This window comes from Nonomuraea roseola, from assembly GCF_039535395.1.
Taxonomy (GTDB): Bacteria; Actinomycetota; Actinomycetes; order Streptosporangiales; family Streptosporangiaceae; genus Nonomuraea; species Nonomuraea roseola.
The window spans coordinates 4,811,952-4,830,996 of sequence record NZ_BAAAXC010000015.1; the positions used below are offsets into that span (position 1 = coordinate 4,811,952).

The 19,045-nt window shown below is 70.1% G+C and carries 20 protein-coding genes; 15 read left to right on the forward strand and 5 right to left on the reverse strand.

Annotated features, from left to right (window positions below; genetic code table 11):
* Positions 1–14 precede the first annotated feature (14 nt).
* Positions 15–887 carry an alpha/beta fold hydrolase gene (locus ABFX55_RS46240; RefSeq protein ID WP_346130217.1) on the forward strand — a complete coding sequence of 291 codons (873 nt, stop codon included), beginning with the start codon at positions 15–17 and terminating at the stop codon, positions 885–887.
* Here the strand turns inward: ABFX55_RS46240 and ABFX55_RS46245 are convergent.
* The 4 genes from ABFX55_RS46245 to ABFX55_RS46260 form a co-directional block, all read right to left on the reverse strand.
* Positions 878–1,081, reverse strand: a complete 204-nt coding sequence (locus tag ABFX55_RS46245) for a DUF4236 domain-containing protein (protein WP_183657315.1) — start codon at positions 1,079–1,081, stop codon at positions 878–880. The two genes, ABFX55_RS46240 and ABFX55_RS46245, sit on opposite strands and share 10 nt — an antisense overlap.
* Positions 1,082–1,147: 66 nt before the next feature.
* The gene (locus ABFX55_RS46250) at positions 1,148–1,342 is read right to left on the reverse strand and encodes a DUF4236 domain-containing protein (protein WP_183657318.1); all 195 of its coding nucleotides are present in this window, start codon (positions 1,340–1,342) and stop codon (positions 1,148–1,150) included.
* Positions 1,343–1,424: 82 nt separating this feature from the next.
* Positions 1,425–1,871, reverse strand: coding sequence for a ferritin-like domain-containing protein (locus tag ABFX55_RS46255; protein WP_346130219.1), 447 nt, complete (start codon positions 1,869–1,871; stop codon positions 1,425–1,427).
* Between the two features lie 130 nt (positions 1,872–2,001).
* Positions 2,002–2,478 (reverse strand): hypothetical protein, encoded by a 477-nt coding sequence (locus ABFX55_RS46260; protein ID WP_346130221.1) that lies wholly within the window; start codon positions 2,476–2,478, stop codon positions 2,002–2,004.
* Between the two features lie 239 nt (positions 2,479–2,717).
* Between ABFX55_RS46260 and rimP the strand changes: the two genes are divergently transcribed.
* The 8 genes from rimP to truB all read left to right on the forward strand — a co-directional run bounded on the left by rimP (position 2,718) and on the right by truB (position 10,763).
* A complete protein-coding gene (gene rimP / locus ABFX55_RS46265; protein WP_346130222.1) occupies positions 2,718–3,221 on the forward strand; it encodes a ribosome maturation factor RimP in 504 nt (167 codons plus the stop codon).
* Positions 3,222–3,233: 12 nt separating this feature from the next.
* Entirely contained in the window at positions 3,234–4,238 is a 1,005-nt protein-coding gene (gene nusA / locus ABFX55_RS46270) for a transcription termination factor NusA (protein ID WP_183657330.1), read from the forward strand.
* On the forward strand, positions 4,222–4,536 hold the full coding sequence (locus ABFX55_RS46275) for a YlxR family protein (RefSeq protein ID WP_183657333.1): 315 nt from the start codon (positions 4,222–4,224) through the stop codon (positions 4,534–4,536). Before nusA ends, ABFX55_RS46275 begins: the two co-directional genes overlap by 17 nt.
* Positions 4,537–4,648: 112 nt before the next feature.
* A complete protein-coding gene (infB, locus tag ABFX55_RS46280) occupies positions 4,649–7,795 on the forward strand; it encodes a translation initiation factor IF-2 (protein WP_346130224.1) in 3,147 nt (1,048 codons plus the stop codon).
* 281 nt (positions 7,796–8,076) lie between these two features.
* Positions 8,077–8,373, forward strand: coding sequence for a DUF503 domain-containing protein (locus ABFX55_RS46285; protein WP_183657340.1), 297 nt, complete (start codon positions 8,077–8,079; stop codon positions 8,371–8,373).
* Between the two features lie 22 nt (positions 8,374–8,395).
* Positions 8,396–8,866 carry a 30S ribosome-binding factor RbfA gene (gene rbfA / locus ABFX55_RS46290; RefSeq protein ID WP_346130225.1) on the forward strand — a complete coding sequence of 157 codons (471 nt, stop codon included), beginning with the start codon at positions 8,396–8,398 and terminating at the stop codon, positions 8,864–8,866.
* Positions 8,863–9,906 carry a DHH family phosphoesterase gene (locus ABFX55_RS46295; protein ID WP_346130226.1) on the forward strand — a complete coding sequence of 348 codons (1,044 nt, stop codon included), beginning with the start codon at positions 8,863–8,865 and terminating at the stop codon, positions 9,904–9,906. The genes rbfA and ABFX55_RS46295 overlap by 4 nt, the downstream gene beginning before the upstream one ends.
* A complete protein-coding gene (gene truB, locus ABFX55_RS46300) occupies positions 9,903–10,763 on the forward strand; it encodes a tRNA pseudouridine(55) synthase TruB (protein WP_346130227.1) in 861 nt (286 codons plus the stop codon). Before ABFX55_RS46295 ends, truB begins: the two co-directional genes overlap by 4 nt.
* A gap of 2 nt (positions 10,764–10,765) precedes the next feature.
* On the opposite strand, the gene ABFX55_RS46305 is transcribed toward truB, so the two are convergent.
* Entirely contained in the window at positions 10,766–11,752 is a 987-nt protein-coding gene (locus ABFX55_RS46305; RefSeq protein WP_346130228.1) for a TRM11 family SAM-dependent methyltransferase, read from the reverse strand.
* Between the two features lie 127 nt (positions 11,753–11,879).
* Between ABFX55_RS46305 and ABFX55_RS46310 the strand changes: the two genes are divergently transcribed.
* The 6 genes from ABFX55_RS46310 (at position 11,880) to ABFX55_RS46335 (ending at position 18,857) form a co-directional block, all read left to right on the forward strand.
* A complete protein-coding gene (locus ABFX55_RS46310; RefSeq protein WP_346131458.1) occupies positions 11,880–12,845 on the forward strand; it encodes a bifunctional riboflavin kinase/FAD synthetase in 966 nt (321 codons plus the stop codon).
* A 32-nt stretch (positions 12,846–12,877) separates the two neighbouring features.
* Positions 12,878–13,585 (forward strand): DUF3841 domain-containing protein, encoded by a 708-nt coding sequence (locus ABFX55_RS46315; RefSeq protein ID WP_346130230.1) that lies wholly within the window; start codon positions 12,878–12,880, stop codon positions 13,583–13,585.
* A 21-nt stretch (positions 13,586–13,606) separates the two neighbouring features.
* A complete protein-coding gene (locus ABFX55_RS46320; protein ID WP_346130231.1) occupies positions 13,607–14,398 on the forward strand; it encodes a pentapeptide repeat-containing protein in 792 nt (263 codons plus the stop codon).
* 202 nt (positions 14,399–14,600) lie between these two features.
* Positions 14,601–14,870: a 30S ribosomal protein S15 gene (rpsO, locus tag ABFX55_RS46325; protein WP_183657365.1), complete on the forward strand. Its 270-nt coding sequence runs from the start codon at positions 14,601–14,603 to the stop codon at positions 14,868–14,870.
* A gap of 266 nt (positions 14,871–15,136) precedes the next feature.
* Positions 15,137–17,482, forward strand: coding sequence for a polyribonucleotide nucleotidyltransferase (locus tag ABFX55_RS46330; RefSeq protein ID WP_346130232.1), 2,346 nt, complete (start codon positions 15,137–15,139; stop codon positions 17,480–17,482).
* A gap of 64 nt (positions 17,483–17,546) precedes the next feature.
* Positions 17,547–18,857, forward strand: a complete 1,311-nt coding sequence (locus ABFX55_RS46335; RefSeq protein WP_183657379.1) for a M16 family metallopeptidase — start codon at positions 17,547–17,549, stop codon at positions 18,855–18,857.
* Positions 18,858–19,045: the final 188 nt, after the last annotated feature.

The window sequence follows — 19,045 nt, forward strand, 5'->3', positions numbered from 1 at the left end:
GAAGCAGTGTCGCTGTGAAGCATCGACACATCGACGTGGACGGAGTGCGGGCCTTCTACAGGGAGGCGGGCCCCGAGGGGGCGCCCGTCATGCTCCTCCCGCACGGCTACCCGTCGTCCTCCTTCCAGTTCCGCCACTTCATGCCCGCCATGGCCGATCGCTGGCGACTGGTGGCGCCCGACTACCCGGGCTTCGGCTACAGCGCGACCCCCGAGGACTTCCCCTACACCTTCGACGGCTACGCCGCCTTCCTCGACAGGTTCGCCTCGGTGATGGGCCTGCGGCACTACGCCCTCTACCTGCACGACTACGGCTCGCAGATCGGCCTGCGGCTGGCGATGAAGGCGCCGGAGCGCGTCACCGCCCTGATCATCCAGAACGGCGACATCTACGAGGACGAACTCGGCCCCAAGTACAAGCCGCTCAAGGACTACTGGGCCGACCCCACCCCCTCGGGCCGCGAACGGCTGAGCCAGGCGGTGTCGGAGGAGGGGTTCAGGGACGAGTTCGTCGGCGAGGTGGCCGAGCATCTCGCCGAGCGGATCAGCCCCGACCTGTGGGAGCTGTCGTGGCCGCTGATGGACACCCCCGCGCGCCGCGAGATCGCCGTGGGCCTGATGGAGGGGCTGAGGGAGAACCTCGGCTGGTTCCCTCGCTACCAGCGCTCTCTCAGGGAGCACAGGCCGCCGACGCTGATCGTCTGGGGCCCCCAGGACGGGTACATGCCCGAGGGCGCCGCCCGCGCCTATCTGCGCGACCTGCCCGACGCCGAGCTCCACCTGCTGGAGGGCGGGCACTGGGCGCTGGAGACGAACCTGGACGAGATCGTCGCCCTCACCCGCGACTTCCTCGGCCGCCTCGCGCCCGGTACCCCGCCTCAGCGGTAGTAGCGGTGGCGGCGACCGCCGAGGGACTTGCTGAGGTGGAAGCCGCCGGGGAGCCTCACCGTGACGTGGCGGCGGCCGTCGGGGGTGGTGCTGACGTGGAAGCGGCGACCGCCGAAGCTGTGGCCGACTCCGTGGCGGGACAGGTTGATCCTGAACGGGCCCACCTTGATCGACTTGCGGTAGTGCCAGCCCATCGAGCCTCCTCGGGGAAAAGTCCGTGGTGCCCTGAAAACGAAGGGCACCACGGAGGAGTTCCCTGATCAGCGGCGTGCGCTGCCGCCCAGCGTCTTGCGCCAGTGGAAACCGCCGGGGAGATTGACCGACAGCGTGCGCCGTCCGTCGGCGGTCCTGGTGACGCGGAAGGCTCTGTTGCCCCAGCTGTGCCCGACACCACCGCGGGACAGGTTCAGTCGGAACGGCCCTATTTTGATGGACTTGCGATAACCCCAGCCCATTGATGCCTCCATTGGGGGATTGGCGACGCGTCCCCGCTACCCATCCGAGAAGGCATGAATCCCGCTGACGCCGCGTGCGTCGTCAGCCGCCGGGGCCGGCGGACGGCGGGGCCGTGGTCTTCGCGGGCATGCCGGGGAAGGCGGTGACCGACGGACGGAAGCCGTACGACCTGATCACCGACTCCTGCATGGCGAGCGCCGCCAGCCTGCGTGTGGCGGCCCCCTGCGCCGCGCTGAGCTCGAGGTAGGCGGCCGTGACGCCCTCCTCCACATGGACGGCCAGGCGGACGGCCTCCCTGGCGTTGCCGGGCACCACGGGCAGCGCGTAGGCGGCCTCGGGCTCGACGGGCCTGCCGCCGCCCGAGGAGATGAGCGCGCGCAGCTGGTCGCGCCTGGCCCTGTGGGCGTCGAAGGCCGCCGCCACCTTCGAGCGCAGCGACCCCGTCGTGCGGGCGCCCATCAGGCCGTAGGCGTAGACGGCGGCGTGCTCGGCGGCCAGCGCCTTGCCCAGCGCCTCGACGTCGCTCATGACAGTCCTTCCCTCGAAGCCCTGGCGGCTCTCACAGCTACGGCCCCGCAGGCGCTCTGGTCCCGCCTCACCGCGGCCTCGGAGGCGCTCTGGTCCCGCCTCACCGTGGCCTCGGAGGCGTGCGGGTCGCTCACAGCGACCTCGGCAGGGCGAGGGCGTGGAGGGCCTCACAGGCCCCGATGCTGGCGATCAGCTGCGACAGCGGGGGAGAGGCCTTGCCGAGCTGGCGAGGGCGCAGCGCGGCGGCCTTGCGCTCCAGGTCACGCAGCCTGTTCAGCGTCACCTTGGGCGGCGAGGGCGTCGGGGAGGGCGCGGGGGAGGAGGGGGAGGGGGAGGGGGTGCTCTCGCGCGGCAGCCGTTCGCGCAGCGCGGCCAGGTGCTCCTCGTGACGGGCCAGGAACGGCGCGAGCTTCTCGCCGCCCCCCGCCACCAGCGCGGAGTAGAGGCCGATCGTGCGCTCCTTGTCGGCGATCAGCTCGCGCAGCAGCAGGTGCTCGGGATCGGGGGCCTTCGAGGCGACGGGGGCGGGTTCGCCCGCCGTACAGCCGGACAGCGCCGCCATCGCCGCGCCGCCCGCGAGCACGGCACGCCTGGACAGGGGACGCAAGGGTAACCTCCGGTCACGTCGGGAAGGCACATAGCATCGTAAGGGCTGGCGCACGCCGTTGGCGCGTTCCGCCTGATCGTGCCCAGGTGCGATATGGTCTCGCTCTCTTGAGACTCAGCCGCCCGACCCTGTCGAGTGGCGCTCTTCCGTGCCCTGGTACGGATAGGGTAAGAGCAGTCGTCGACTGAGCGGCCGCCGTCTTCGGCGGCCATGGATCGCAACACAATAGGGAGGTCGATATGGGCAGCGCATCATCCCGCGACCACCTGATGAAGCTCCTGGAGCCCGTCGTCGCCACAGCAGGTCTCGACCTGGAAGACGTCACCGTCACCCGCGCGGGCAAGCGAAGCCTGCTGCGCGTGGTCGTCGACAAGGACGGCGGGGTCACGCTCGACGACATCGCCGAGGTCAGCCAGGGCGTCTCCGACGCGCTCGACGGCGACGACTCGATGGGGCAGTCGCCCTACACGCTGGAGGTCTCCTCTCCCGGAGTCGACCGCCCGCTGACCGAGCCGCGCCACTGGCGCCGCGCAGCCAAACGCCTGGTCAAGGCCGAGCTGCGCGACGGCGGCCTGGTGGAGGGCCGCATCCGGGCCGCCGACGAGAGCGGCGTGGAGATCGACGTCGACGGCGCCCCGCGCAGGATCGACTATCAGGACCTGACCCGAGGACGGGTACAGGTGGAATTCCGCCGGTTCGAGGACGAGGAAGACGACCTCGACGACACCGGCGACGAGGGCTAAGGGGGAAGCCTCGTGGACATCGACATGAGCGTCCTGCGCAGCCTTGAGCGGGAGAAGGACATCTCCTTCGACCTGGTCGTGAAAGCGATCGAGGATGCGCTGCTGATCGCCTACTTCCGCACGGAGGGCGCCGCGGCCAAGGCCAGGGCGGAGCTCGACCGCGCCACAGGGCACGTCACGATCTACGCGGCGGAGCTCGACGACGAGGGTGAGATCGTCAGGGAGTTCGACGACACCCCTGGCAACTTCAGCCGCATCGCGGCCACCACCGCCAAGCAGGTCATCCTGCAGCAGCTGCGCGACGCCGAGGACGAGATCAACTTCGGTGAGTTCGCCAGCCGCGAGGGCGAGCTGGTCTCCGGCGTCATCCAGCAGGGCCAGGACCCCCGCGTGGTGCTCGTCGACCTCGGCAAGATCGAGGCCGTACTGCCCCACAACGAGCAGGTCCCCGGCGAGGACTACGTCCACGGCGAGCGCATCCGCGCCTACGTCGTCCAGGTGAAGAAGGGCCACAAGGGTCCTTCCGTCACGCTGTCGCGCACCCACCCCGGCCTGGTGAAGAAGCTCTTCGCGCTCGAGGTGCCCGAGATCGCCGACGGCACCGTCGAGATCGCGGCGGTCGCGCGCGAGGCGGGTCACCGCACCAAGATCGCGGTCGCCTCCCGCAAGGCGGGCGTCAACGCCAAGGGCGCGTGCATCGGCCCGATGGGCGCACGCGTGCGCAGCGTCATGACCGAGCTGCACGGCGAGAAGATCGACATCATCGACTGGTCCGAGGACCCCGCCGAGTTCGTGGGGAATGCGCTGTCTCCCGCACGCGTTTCGCATGTGGAGGTCCTTGACCTCGCCGGCAGGGTGGCGCGCGTCACCGTGCCCGACTACCAGCTCTCCCTCGCCATCGGCAAGGAGGGGCAGAACGCCAGGCTCGCGGCCAGGCTCACCGGATGGCGGATCGACATCCGTCCGGACACCCAGGCCGACGATCCCGCCGGTTCCGTAGATGCGTCCAAGCGGTAAGCTGGAATATGGTGGCCAGGCGGCCCCGCTGAGAACATGCGTGGGCTGCAGGGTTCGCACGGCTAAGTCCGAGCTGCTCCATCTGGTGCTCGTCGGGGATCTCGTGATCCCTGACCTGCGAGGACAGCTCCCTGGCCGGGGTGCTTCGCTGCATCCCGACCTGAGCTGCCTGGAGCTTGCCGAGCGTCGCCGAGCGTTTCCGCGCGCGTTTCGCGTGCCGGGGCCGCTTGACATCTCGCGAGTGCGAGCGCACCTGGAGAAGGAGAACCACGAAATGTCATGTAGGACGCCGAGTTGATGGGCGGAGTCAGATTGCTATGAGCGCCTGATGAGCACGCGGCGATGAAGACGTCAAGTTAACGACGGTCCGGACGGCACTGCCAGCCTCCCGGGCCAAGTAAGGGAGTGCAGTGGCGAAGGTCCGGGTATACGAGCTCGCTAAGGAGTTCGGCGTCGAGAGCAAGGTCGTCATGGCCAAGCTCCAGGAGATGGGAGAGTTCGTCCGTTCGGCGTCCTCCACCATCGAAGCGCCGGTAGTCCGCAGGCTCACCGAAGCTTTGGGCGTATCCAAGCCCACGAAGGGCGGCGGTTCGTCGTCCAAGCCGCAGCCGCCGAGGGCTGCGCCCCGGCCGGCTGACAGCAGCCAGGCCGGCAATGGCGTCGCGGAGGCGCCCGTTTCCTCAGGCCCGCGTCCGGGTCCTGTTCCGAAGCCGGGGCCCCGCCCCGGTCCCGCAGCCGGTGGCACTCCGCGCCCGCCGGTTCCGATGCCCCACCAGCAGCCTCAGCCCGAGGCCGCCAAGGCCGAGGCTCCCCGCGAGGCTCCGCAGGCCCCCCAGGCTCCGCGTTTCGAGAGCCCCAAGCCCTCCGCGGCTCCGCGTCCTGGGCCGGCTTCCCGCCCCGCGGCTCCCGGCCCTCGTCCTGGCCCCGCCCAGCAGGGCGGTCGTCCCGCGGGTCCCGGTGGTCCCCGTGACGGTGGCGCCCCGCGTCCCGCCGGTGGTCCCGGTGGTCAGCGTGAGGGGGGCGCGCGTCCAGGCCCGAAGCCTGGTCCGCGTCCCGGGCCTCGTCCCGGCAACAACCCGTTCTCGTCCAACGCGACCGGCATGGGTCAGCGTCCGCCGCGTCCCGGCGGCCCGCGTGAGGGCGGTCCCCGCGAGGGTGGCCCGCGTCCCGGCGGTCCCCGTGACGGCGCTCCGCGCGACGGCGCGATGCCGCGTCCGCCCGCGAGCCGTGGTGGTCAGGGCGCTCCCGGCGCCGGTGGCCCCCGTCCCGGCCCCGGTGCAGGCGGTCCGCGTCCCGGTGGCGGCCCAGGTGCGGGCGGTCCCCGTCCCGGTGGTCCGCGTCCCAACCCGATGATGATGCCGCAGGGTCGCCCCGCGGGCCCCGGTGGCGGTGGCGGCGCAGGCCGTCCCGGCGGCGGTGGCGGTGGCGGTCGTCCCGGCGGTGGCGGCGGTGGCCGTCCCGGTGGCGGCGGCGGTTTCGCCGGTCGTCCCGGTGGCGGTGGCGGCGGCGGTTTCGCCGGTCGTCCCGGTGGTGGCGGTGGCGCGGGTCCGCGCACCGGCACCGGCGGTCCCGGTGGTGGCGGCGGCTTCGCCGGTCGCCCCGGTGGCGGCGGCCGTGGTCGCGGCGGCGGTACGGCAGGCGCGTTCGGCCGCCCAGGTGGTCGTCCCGCGCGTGGCCGCAAGTCCAAGCGTCAGAGGCGCCAGGAGTTCGACAACATGTCGGCGCCGGCGATCGGCGGTGTGCAGGTTCCTCGCGGCAACGGCGCGACGATCAGGCTCCCGCGCGGCGCTTCGCTGTCCGACTTCGCCGACCGCATCGGCGCCAACCCCGCCTCGCTGGTGCAGATCATGCTGCACCTCGGCGAGATGGTGACGGCCACGCAGTCGGTCAACGAGGAGACCCTGCAGCTGCTGGGTGCCGAGCTCGACTACAACATCCAGGTCGTCAGCCCGGAGGAGGAGGACCGCGAGCTTCTCGAGGCCTTCGACATCGAGTTCGGCGAGGACGAGGGCGACGAGGCCGACCTGGCCGCGCGTCCGCCCGTCGTGACCGTCATGGGTCACGTCGACCACGGTAAGACCAAGCTGCTCGACGCCATCCGCAACACCAACGTGGCGGCGCGCGAGGCCGGTGGCATCACCCAGCACATCGGTGCCTACCAGGTCGCGACCGAGCACGAGGGTGAAGAGCGCAAGATCACCTTCATCGACACCCCCGGTCACGAGGCGTTCACCGCCATGCGTGCCCGTGGTGCCAAGGCCACCGACATCGCCGTCCTGGTGGTCGCGGCCGACGACGGTGTGAAGCCGCAGACGATCGAGGCGCTCAACCACGCCCAGGCGGCCGACGTGCCCGTCGTGGTCGCGGTCAACAAGGTCGACAAGGAGGGCGCGGACCCGAACAAGGTGCGGGCCCAGCTCACCGAGTACGGCCTGGTGGCCGAGGAGTTCGGTGGCTCGACGCTGTTCGTCGACATCTCCGCGAAGAACGGCACCGGCATCGAGAACCTTCTCGAGGCGATCATCCTGACCGCCGACGCCGAGCTCGACCTGCGGGCCAATCCGACGATGGACGCTCAGGGCATCACGATCGAGGCTCGCCTCGACAAGGGTCGCGGCCCCGTCGCGACCGTCCTGGTCCAGCGCGGCACGCTGCGCGTCGGCGACTCCATCGTCTGTGGCGAGGCCTTCGGCCGCGTCAGGGCGATGCTCGACGACAACGGCGACCCGGTGGAGGAGGCCACGCCTTCGCGTCCCGTCCTGGTGATGGGTCTGACGGCCGTGCCGAGCGCCGGTGACAACTTCATCGTCGTCACCGACGACCGGATGGCCAGGCAGATCGCCCAGCAGCGCGCCGCGCGCAAGCGCAGCGCCGACATGGCGAAGTCGAGCCGTCGCCTGACCCTCGAGGAGCTGTTCAGCAACCTCGAGAAGGGTCGCGTCGACGAGCTCAAGCTCATCATCAAGGGTGACGTGTCCGGTTCGGTCGAGGCGCTGGAGGACGCGCTGCTCAAGATCGACGTCGGCGACGAGGTCAGGCTCCGTGTCCTGCACCGCGCCGTCGGTGCGATCACCGAGTACGACGTCAACCTGGCCGTCGCCGACGACAACGCGGTCATCATCGGCTTCAACGTCCGCCCCGAGCCTCGGGCGCGCGACCTGGCCGAGCGCGAGGGCGTCGACATCCGCTACTACTCGGTCATCTACCAGGCGATCGAGGAAATCGAAGCGGCGCTCAAGGGCATGCTCAAGCCCGAGTTCGAAGAGGTCCAGATGGGCACCGCCGAAGTCCGCGAGGTCTTCAAGGTGCCGAAGATCGGCAACGTCGCCGGTTCGCTGGTCCGTTCGGGCACGATCGTGCGCAACAGCAAGGCGCGGATCATCCGCGACGGTGTCGTCATCGCCGACAACCTCACCGTTTCGTCGCTGCGTCGCTTCAAGGACGACGCGACCGAGGTCCGTGAGGGCTTCGAGTGCGGTATCGGTGTCGGATACAGCGACATCAGGATCGACGACGTCATCGAGACGTTCGAGATGCGGGAGAAGCCGCGCGGCTAAAGCGCGGTCGGGCGCCCGGTGGAGTCTCCGCCGGGCGCCCCTCGCACGCCAGGGTGTCGTACGCATCACTGGCGTCACCTGCGCGGCGAGGACTAAGTCGCCGCGCGCGGGCGTTGACGAAGAAGGGCGTTGCCCATGAGGTCATGGGTGGCGCCGCGCCGTACGCCGGGGGATGGCCCCGCGCGTGCGGGGCGTACGAGGAACCGGGTAGGGCCCCCACCGCGGCCCTTCAGGACTGCCTCGCACGCTTCCGGCCACGAACCGAGCGGTGGATGCCAACGATGTATGTCGGTGCCTTGACCCTGGACATCCTGCTCGGCGACGTGCACTCGCTGAAGCAGAAGCGCGGCGTGGTGCGTCCCCTCGTCGCGGAGGTGCAGCGACGCTTCCCCAGCGTCGCCGTCGCCGAGACCGGCCATCTCGACCTGCACCGCAGGGCCGAGATCGGCATCGCCGTCGTCTCGGCCTCCGCGGGCAACTGCGGCGAGGTGATGGACGCCTGTGAGCGGCTGGTGGCCTACCGCCCTGACATCGAACTGCTGTCTGCCAGGCAGCGGCTCTACAACGACGAAGACTGACCGAACACTAGGGGGATCGAAGATGGTGGACGCCGCACGAGCGCGCAAGCTCGCCGACCGCATCCAGCAGATCGTCGCCGAGATGCTGGAGCGGCGGATCAAGGACCCACGGCTGGGCTTCGTGACCGTGACCGACACGCGCATCACCGCTGACCTGCGGGAGGCGACGGTCTTCTACACGGTGTTCGGCTCCGACGCCGAGCGCGCGGACAGCGCGGCCGCGTTGGAGAGCGCGAAGGGGATCATCCGCTCCGAAGTGGGCAAGCAGACCGGTGTGCGCCACACACCCACGCTGACCTTCAAGCACGACCCGCTGCCTGACAGCGCCCGCCAGCTCGACGAGCTGCTGGCCGCCGCCAAGGAGCGCGACGCCGAGGTCGCCAAGCGGGCGGAGGGAGCCTCCTACGCGGGCGAGGCGGACCCGTACAAGAAGCCCGAACTTGACGAAGACGAGGACGAGCCCTCCGACCGCGCGGGATACTCCGCAACGTGACGCCCGACGTGCGTGACGAGATCCGCCGTCCGGCCGCCGGGCCCGTCCAGGGTCCGGCGGACGGTGGTATTTCGCGTACGGCGATCGGCGAGGGTGAATGGGAAAGGGCGCTGCGGCTGATCCACGAGGCCGACGAGGTGGCGCTGGCCTGCCACATCTCGCCCGACGGTGACGCCCTCGGCTCCATGCTCGCCGCCGCCAAGGCTCTCACGGCGATGGGCAAGCGCGTCGTGGCCTCCTTCGGCGACCGCAGGTTCGTGGTGCCGAGGCTGCTGCGCTTCCTGCCCGCCCTCGACCTGCTGACGGTCCCCTCGGCCTTTCCCGCCGAACCCGACCTGATGATCACCTTCGACGCCTCCACGCTCGAACGCCTCGGCGTGCTCGCCGCCACCGCGGGCAAGGCGCGCGAGGTGATCGTGGTCGACCACCACGCCTCCAACCAGGGCTTCGGCACGGTGAGCCTCATCGATCCCGGAGTGGCTGCGACGGCCGTCCTGGCCGAGGAGCTCATCCGCCGCCTCGGACAGCCGCTCGACCGCGACATGGCCACACTGCTGTACGTGGGCCTCTCGACCGACACGGGCCAGTTCAGGCACTCCTCGACCACGCCGGCCGCGCACCAGATGGCGGCCAGGCTGGTGGCCGCGGGGCTGCGCACCGATGAGATCGCACGCGAGCTGTGGGACCGTTCCCCGTTCGCCTACCTCAAGGTGCTCGCGGCGGCGCTGGAGCGTGTGGTGCTCGAGGACGGCCTGGTCTGGACGTACATCTCCCACGCCGACAGGGCGGCGTACGGCCTGCCGTACGACGAGATCGAGGGCGTGATCGACGTGATCCGCCGCACCGACGAGGCCGACGTGGCCGTGGTGCTGAAGCAGGACGACGACGGCGCCTGGCAGGTGTCGGCGCGTTCGAAGGGCGGCGCGGACGTCGGAGCGATCAGCACGGCGCTGGGCGGCGGAGGTCACTGCTACGCTGCCGGGTTCACCTCGCACGACAGTGTCGAGGAGACCATGGCGCGCTTCAAGGAGATGCTGTGACTGAGAGCGGCTTGATCATCGTGGACAAGCCCGCCGAGTGGACCTCCCACGACGTCGTCGGCAAGATGCGGCGCATCGCGGGCACCAGGCGAGTGGGCCACGCGGGCACGCTCGACCCGATGGCCACGGGCGTGCTGGTGATCGGCGTGGAGAAGGCCACCAGGCTGCTGGGGCATCTGGCGCTGACCGAGAAGGTGTACGAGGCGACGATCAGGCTGGGCGTCACCACCAACACCGACGACGCCGAGGGCGAGGTCACCGCGACCTTCGACACCGGCTCGGTGACGTCCGAGGCGGTGCGCAAGGGGATCGAGGCGCTGACGGGGCGCATCATGCAGGTGCCCCCGCAGGTGTCGGCGATCAAGGTGAACGGCGAGCGGGCCTACAAGCGGGCGCGCGCGGGCGAGGAGGTCGAGCTGGCCGCCAGGCCCGTGACCGTCCACGACTTCGACGTCGCCTCCATCGAGGGGCCCGAGATCAAGGCCACCATCCGCTGCTCCAGCGGCACCTACATCAGGGCGCTCGCCCGCGACCTCGGCGCCTCCCTCGGCGTGGGCGGTCACCTCACCGCGTTGCGCCGCACCAGGGTCGGCCCCTACGACCTGTCGCTGGCCAAGACGATCGACGAGCTGGCCGCCGACTGTGTGGTGCTGCCGATCGGCGAGGCCGTCAGCGCGGCCTTCCCCCGGCGCGACGTGGACGCCGACGAGGCGCGCGTCATCTCGCACGGCGGCCGCCTGTCAGCGGCCGGTCTCGGCGAGGGCCCGATCGGGGTGTTCGGGCCGGACGGCGAGCTGCTGGCGCTGGTGGAGGAGCAGGGCAGGTCGGCCAGGCCGCTGGCGGTCTTCGTCGGTTAGGTCTACCGCTTGCGGGCGACCATGATGTCGCGGACGATCGCCTGGTCCACCCAGTGCTCGAAGTCGGGAAGGGCCACGACCTCGAGGCCGTGCGCGGTGAGGATCCGCGCCAGGTCGTCGCGCGAGCCGCCGTAGGTGTTCCACGAGATGCCGATCGCGCCGCCGGGGCGCAGCAGCTCCTGCCAGACGGGCACCGCCCTGCCGATCAGGTCGAGGGGGCTGCGCGACAGGCCGCCCCCCGCCTTGCTGCCGTGCTGCACGCCGTACGGCGCGTCGGTCACGATGACGTCGAAGGAGCGCGGCTTGAAGAACTCGCGGCTGCGCAGGGTGTCGGCGTTGACCACGGTCACCTGCTGCGCCTCGCCCGCCTTGTAGGCCTCCTTCGAGAGCCCGAAGCTCGCGTTGAACCGCCGTCCGACCAGCGCCCGCTCCCTCCTGACGGGCACGGTCTCCGCGGTGTGCTTGAGGCGCTTGTTCTTCAGCCAGGTCCTGAGGAAGCCGGTGTAGGCCTCGAAGTCCTTGCCGTCGACGTCGACGCCGTAGGCGTCGTAGCCGTACATGAGGGCCTGGTTGAGCGTGGTGCCGCGCCCGCACATCGGGTCGAGGACGGACAGGCGCGCGTCCAGCGCGAAGTCGGAGGCGAGCACGGTGACGTTCAGCAGCAGCTTGGTGAAGTGCTCGTTGGTCTTGCCCGCGTACTTCTGGATCGTGATGAGGTCACTGGACAGCCGGTCGAGCGGTGTCATCTCCAGAGGGCGCAGCAGGTCGCCCTCGATGCCGAAGATCGCGTAGACGGACGACAGGTTCGACAGCAGCGCGAGGTCGGGCGAGTCCGCCTCGAACGTCACGTACGGCACGCCGCCGATGCGCGTCTCCTCCACCTCGGAGACGTCGGCGAAGACCGCCAGCTCGCTCCTGGTCAGGCGGATGGAGCTCTCGCCGTAGACCCGGTTGAAGGCGGGCAGGATCAGCAGCGCGTAACGAGACATGCAGCGGATGGTACCGCCCGCGCGCGGTCGGGCCCTCCACGGCGCCTTGACGGAGGTCGGAGGGTGGACGGGCGGCTGCCGCCACCCTCGGTTGCGAGGAATGCCGCCGGGCATGGCACGCTTGAGGATGGTTGATCCGCCAAGAGACGAATGGGGACCGGGCGTGCAGGAGTCGGAAAGATCCGTCGTCACGGTCGGCGTGTTCGACGGCGTGCATCGGGGCCACCGTCAGGTGGTCGAGCGCGCCGTCGCCGTCGCCCGCTCGCTGGGGCTGCGATGCGTCGCGGTGACGTTCGAGCCGCACCCCGCCGAGGTCGTACGGCCAGGCACCCAGCCGCCGCGGCTGACCACCCTGCGCGAGCGCACCGCCCTGCTGACCGGGCTGGGCGTGGACGAGGTCGTGGTTCTGCCGTTCACGATGGAGGTGGCGCGTCTGAGCCCCGCCGACTTCGCCCAGAGCGTGCTCGCCGAGCGGCTGCGCGCCGCCGCCGTCGTGGTGGGCGCGAACTTCACCTTCGGCCACCAGGCCGCGGGCGACCCGTCGGCCCTGCGCGTGCTGGGCGACAAGTACGACTTCGCGGTGGAGGAGATCCCCCTGGTGTCCGGCGTTTCATCCACTCTCGTCCGTGAGCTCGTCGCCGCCGGTGACGTCTCGGCCGCGGCCACCCTGCTCGGCCGTCCGCACCGCGTGGAGGGCGTCGTCGTCCGCGGGTACCAGCGTGGCAGGCAGCTCGGCTTCCCCACCGCCAACGTGGAGACCCCGCCGAACACCGCCATCCCCGCCGACGGTGTCTACGCGGGCTGGCTGCGCTGCGTCGCCGTGGGCAACCTGCCCGCCGGGTACGACGGGTGCGTCTGGCCCGCCGCCATCTCGGTCGGCACCAACCCGACCTTCGAGGGCGTGCCGCGCACCGTGGAGGCGTACGCGCTGGACAGGGACGACCTCGACCTGTACGGCATGCACGTGGCGGTGGACTTCGGGGCGCGGCTGCGGGGGAACACGAAGTTCGACTCGATCGAGGCGCTCATCGCCCAGATCCACGCGGACGTCGACAGAGTCAGGGAGCTCACCTCCGGTGAGGATAACCGGTAGATCGGCTGTTGCTCCGTTGCCATAATCACCCGGTGCGATTGTGGACGGTCCAGCACCGAGTGGTTGTCGAGAAGCTGGAGCAGGCCGGTGAGGTGGTCGGGGACTGGACCACGGTGATGAGCCGCTCATATCTGCCCGCCTACAGGGAGATGGTGGCGGAGATGGCGCGGCGCGGCATCGACTGCGCGGGCCGGCCGCCGCTGTGGGCCTGGCTGGGGCCGGACACCCGCGACGACGAGGTGGCGGTGACGGCGGAGCTGCTCCTCTGCCCTGAGGGCCCCGAGGAGTACGCCCGCTACGTCGTCCTGGACCTGGAGGTCCCCGACGAGCTCGTGGTGCTCAGCTCGTACGGGCGCTGGAACGACTTCATGGAGGCGACCCTCTTCGGCCCGGGCTCACCGCGCATGGACTGGACGATCGAGCGGAGGGAGTTCGACGACGCCGGCCGCGTCCAGGCGTGCCTTCCGCGCCTGGCGGCCCCGTGGGTACTGAGCGTCCGCCCGCTGGAGCCGACGCTCGACGAGCCCGAGCCGACGCTCGTCGAGAGCCTCACCGACGAGGACGTCGCGGACGCGCATACGACGACTGAGGCTATCGTTGCACTGGGCGTCGAGAGCAGAGAGCGGGTCGGCGAGCCGGCCGACAAGGCGGCTGACAAGGCCCTCGTCTCCGGTGACTCTCCCGCCAACGATCCGATGGACGACGAGTCCATGTACGGCAGGAGCTTCCAGGGCCCCTGACGGGCACCTGTGGGAGGTTGTGTGGATGGACCCGGCGGCCGTCGAGTCCTGACGAGCCTGCGCGCCGATTGCGGGCGGTGCCAGGGACTGTGCTGCGTCGTTCCCGCCTTCGCCGCCTCGGCGGACTTCGCGATCGACAAACCGGCGGGCAAGGCCTGCCCCAACCTGGGCGCGGACTTCCGCTGCGGGATTCACACCCAGCTCAGGGACAAGGGCTTTCCCGGCTGCACGGTCTACGACTGCTTCGGCGCGGGCCAACATGTCACCGAGGCGGGGGCCGCTGGACGGGCCGCCGAGGTCTTCCCCGCCATGCGCGACCTGCACGAGCTGCTCTACTACGTCACCGAGGCGCTGGGCTGGCAGGCCGCCGCGCCCGTGCACGACGAGCTGGGCCGTACGGCGGGCGAGCTCGAGGAGCTCATCGCCGCGCTCACCGTCGTCGACACCGGGGCGCTGCGCGGAAGGATCAGCCCGCTCCTGCTGCGCGCCAGCGAGCTGGTGCGCGGACGCGGAGGGCGCACGATGAAGATGGACCTCATCGGGGCCAGGCTCAGGGGCTCCGACCTGCGCAGGGCCAACCTGCGCGGCGTCCTGCTGATCGGGGCCGATCTCAGGGGGGCCGACCTGCGCGAGGCCGACGTCATCGGCGCCGACCTCAGGAACGCCGACCTGAGCGGCGCGAACCTGACCGGCGCGCTGTTCCTGACCCAGTCGCAGCTCGACGCGGCCAGGGGAGACGCCTCCACGCGCATCCCGAAGGCGCTCAGCCGTCCCGCGCACTGGGCACGAGCCGAGCGGCCCGCTCGGCGGTGAGGTGGGAGCAGGCAGCGGGCGCCGCGCAGAGCCGACGATGAACGATGTGTCAAGGGACGGACCGCGATGGTAACCTTGTATGTCGGCTCTGTAACGGTGGCGCTGTGCGCTGCCCTGAAGGCCTTCTCGCGGCGACTGTAGGCACGCATGGTCGTTCGCACTCTCATCTCATTCACGCGTGTCCGTAGATTGAAGGAGAGCCGTGTCCCTCGACACCGCTGCCAAGAAGGCAATCATCAGCGAGTACGCGACGGCCGAGGGCGACACCGGGTCGCCCGAGGTGCAGATCGCGCTGCTCAGCAAGCGCATCAGCGAGCTCACCGAGCACCTGAAGACGCACAAGCACGACCACCACAGCCGTCGTGGTCTGCTGCTGCTCGTCGGTCGCCGGCGTCGCCTGCTGAAGTACCTGCAGAACAACGACATCGCGCGTTACCGTGCGCTCATCGAGCGCCTCGGCCTGCGCCGATAGAGTGGTAAGGGAGCGGCGCTGCGCGCCGCTCCCTTCTCATATGGGTCCCGGCGCGCCTAGCGTCGGACAACTGAATAACCGAGACACACTGATAGCCCCCGCGTCCGCTACAGCACCATGCGACCCGCGACGCCTGCGGGCCGGTCCTCGGTAGTGGCTTCCGGTCGGGATGACCGGGCGCTTCGATCGAAGACCGGCGCTGCACCTAACGAGGGTGCCGGTGAGAAAAGAGGGCGCGGGAGACCGACCAACCTAGGAGGTCCCCCGTGGAGGGTGTCCACACCGCTGAAGCCGTCATAGACAACGGCTCTTTCGGCACGCGCACGATCCGGTTCGAGACCGGCCGGCTCGCCCGGCAGGCCGCAGGCTCGGCCGTCGCCTACCTCGACGGCGAGACGATGGTCCTGTCCGCGACCACCGCTTCCAAGAACCCCAAGGAGAACCTCGACTTCTTCCCCCTCACGGTGGACGTCGAGGAGCGCATGTACGCCGCGGGCCGCATTCCCGGCTCGTTCTTCCGGCGTGAGGGCCGTCCCTCCGAGGACGCCATCCTCACCTGCCGCCTGATCGACAGGCCGCTGCGCCCGTCGTTCGTCAAGGGCCTGCGCAACGAGGTCCAGGTCGTGGCGACCATCATGGCGCTCAACCCCGACCACCTCTACGACGTCGTCGCGATCAACGCCGCGTCGCTGTCCACCCAGCTGGCCGGGCTGCCCTTCTCCGGCCCGATCGGCGGCGTCCGCGTCGCGCTGATCGACGGCCAGTGGGTCGCCTTCCCGACCCACCCCGAGCTCGAGCGCGCCACCTTCGACATGGTCGTGGCTGGCCGCGTCCTCGAGGACGGCGACGTCGCGATCATGATGGTCGAGGCCGAGTCCACCAGGGAGACGCTCAAGCTCGTCGCGGGCGGCGCCGTCGCCCCGACCGAGGAGACCGTCGCGCAGGGCCTCGAGGCGGCCAAGCCGTTCATTAAGGTGCTGTGCGAGGCGCAGTCCAAGGTGGCCAAGGTCGCCGCCAAGGAGACCGCCGAGTTCCCCGTCTTCCTCGACTACCAGGACGACGTCCTGGCCGCCGTCGAGAGCGCGGTCAAGACCGAGCTGGCCGCCGCGCTGACGATCGCCGGCAAGCAGGAGCGCGAGAGCGAGCTCGACAGGATCAAGGCCATGGCGGGCGAGAAGCTCCTGGCCGACTTCGAGGGTCGTGAGAAGGAGGTCAGCGCCGCCTTCAGGTCGCTGACCAAGAAGCTCATGCGCGAGCGGGTCATCAAGGACGGCGTCCGCATCGACGGCCGCGGCCCCAAGGACATCCGCGCGCTCAACGCCGAGGTCCACGTGGTCCCGCGGGTGCACGGCTCGGCGCTGTTCGAGCGCGGCGAGACCCAGATCATGGGCATCACCACGCTGAACATGCTGCGCATGGAGCAGGTCGTCGACACGCTCAACCCCGAGCGGACCAAGCGCTACATGCACAACTACAACTTCCCGCCCTACAGCACGGGTGAGACCGGCCGCGTGGGCTCGCCCAAGCGCCGCGAGATCGGTCACGGCGCGCTGGCCGAGCGGGCGCTGATCCCGGTCCTGCCGACGCGCGAGGAGTTCCCCTACGCGATCCGTCAGGTCTCCGAGGCGCTCGGCTCCAACGGCTCGACCTCCATGGGCTCGGTCTGCGCCAGCACCATGGCCCTGCTCGACGCCGGTGTGCCGCTCAAGGAGATGGTCGCGGGCATCGCGATGGGCCTGATCGGTGAGGGTGACACCTACGTCACGCTGACCGACATCCTCGGCGCCGAGGACGCCATGGGCGACATGGACTTCAAGGTCGCCGGCACCAAGGACGTCATCACCGCCCTCCAGCTCGACACCAAGCTCGACGGCATCCCCGCCTCGGTGCTGGCCGCCGCGCTGAAGCAGGCCAAGGGCGCCCGCCTGGCGATCCTCGACGTGATGGAGGAGGCGATCGACTCTCCCGCGGAGATGAACGTGACCGCGCCTCGCATCATCACGATCAAGGTCCCTGTCGACAAGATCGGCGAGGTCATCGGCCCGAAGGGCAAGATGATCAACCAGATCCAGGACGACTCGGGTGCGGAGATCACCATCGAGGACGACGGCACCATCTACATCGGTGCCACCGACGGCCCCTCGGCCGAGGCGGCGCGCAGCGCCATCAACGCCATCGCCAACCCGCACATGCCCGAGGTGGGCGAGCGTTACCTGGGCACGGTCGTGAAGATCGCCGCCTTCGGCGCGTTCATCTCGCTCATGCCGGGCAAGGACGGCCTGCTGCACGTCTCCCAGATCCGCAAGCTGCACGGCGGCAAGCGCATCGAGAACGTCGAGGACGTCATGGGCGTCGGCGAGAAGATCCAGGTGGAGATCGCCGAGATCGACTCGCGCGGCAAGCTCTCGCTCGTGCCCGTCGAGGTCATCGAGAAGGAGGCCGCCGACAAGGCCGCCAAGGGCACGGAGGAGCCTGCCGGTTCCGGCGACGCCCCCGTGGCCGAGGCTCCGGCGGCGGCGGCCGACGAGGACAAGGCTCGCGACGACCGGCCTCGCCGTACTCGCACCAGGGTTCGCAAGCCCGCCGGTGACGGAGAAGACCGCAACTCGTGACCGAGCGTAGCGAGGGAGTCATTCAACACAGCACCCTGGTCACGGGGCCGACGAAGGAGGTCCCGTGACCACGACCACGCTGCACCCCGGCAAGGACGGTGCCGGGGTCGTCAGGCGCACCGTCCTCCCCGGTGGGCTGCGCGTGGTGACCGAGACCATGCCGACCGTGCGTTCCGTCGCGGTCGGCATGTGGGTCGGCATCGGCTCGCGTGATGAGGCCCCCGAGCACACCGGGGCCACCCACTTCCTCGAGCACCTGCTGTTCAAGGGCACGCCCACGCGTGACGCCATGGAGATCTCGGCGTCGATCGAGGGCATCGGCGGTGAGATCAACGCCTTCACCGCCAAGGAGTACACCTGCTACTACGCGCGGGTGCTCGACGAGGATCTGCCGCTGGCCGTCGACGTGCTGGCCGACGTGGTCACCTCGTCGCTCATCACCGAGGAGGACGTCGAGTCGGAGCGCGGGGTGATCCTCGAAGAGATCGCCATGCACGACGACGACCCGTCCGACGTGGTGCACGAGCAGTTCTCGGCGGCGCTGTACGGCGACTCGCCGATCGGCAGGCCGATCCTGGGCTCCGTCGAGTCGATCAACGCCCTGCAGCGTGACCGGATCGTGGAGTACTACCGCACCTACTACCAGCCGCCGCGCACGGTCGTCTCCGTCGCGGGCAACGTCCGCCACGAGCACGTGGTGGAGCTGGTGGCGCGGGCGTACGAGCGGTCGGGCTCGCTCACAGGGCCGAGAGAGAGCGCTCCTCCGCGCACCAGCGGCCCCGGCGCGCCGACGCAGTCGGGCGTGCGGGTCGTCGACAGGCCCACTGAGCAGGCCAACCTCGTGCTCGGCACCACCGGCATGGCGCGCACGGACGACCGCAGGTTCGCGCTCGGCGTGCTGAACGCGGCGCTGGGCGGCGGGATGTCCTCCCGGCTCTTCCAGGAGATCAGGGAGAAGCGCGGGCTGGCCTACTCCGCCTACAGCTACACCTCCGCCTACGCCGACACCGGCCAGTTCGGCATCTACGTCGGCTGCATGCCGTCGAAGATCGACGACGTGCTGAAGATCTGCAGGGACGAGGTGGCCAGGGTCGTCTCCGAGGGCATCACCGAGGAGGAGATCGTCCGTGGCAAGGGCCAGATGCGCGGCGGTCTCGTGCTCGGGCTCGAGGACACCGGCTCGCGCATGTCGCGGATCGGCAAGAACGAGCTGGTCTACGACGAGCTGATGTCGGTGGACGAGGTGCTGTCCCGCATCGAGACGGTCACCCCCGAGGAGATCGCGTCGGTGGCGGGCGACATCCTGAACAGGCCGATGACGCTGGCCGTCATCGGTCCCTACGCCGACAAGGACTTCTCCCACGCCATCAGCTGACCATCCTGTACGGCACAACCTTTCTCAGCCTGTACGGCACAGCGGCGTCACGGCCACCGGGGTCACTCGGTGGCCGTCCGTCTTTCACGCCACTCCAGCGGGACTCCGGTTCCCGCCGTCACGTCAGGTTCGTCGGCGTGGCGGCTTCGCCACTCGCTCAGGCAGGATCCACCGAAATGGTGGTGGGA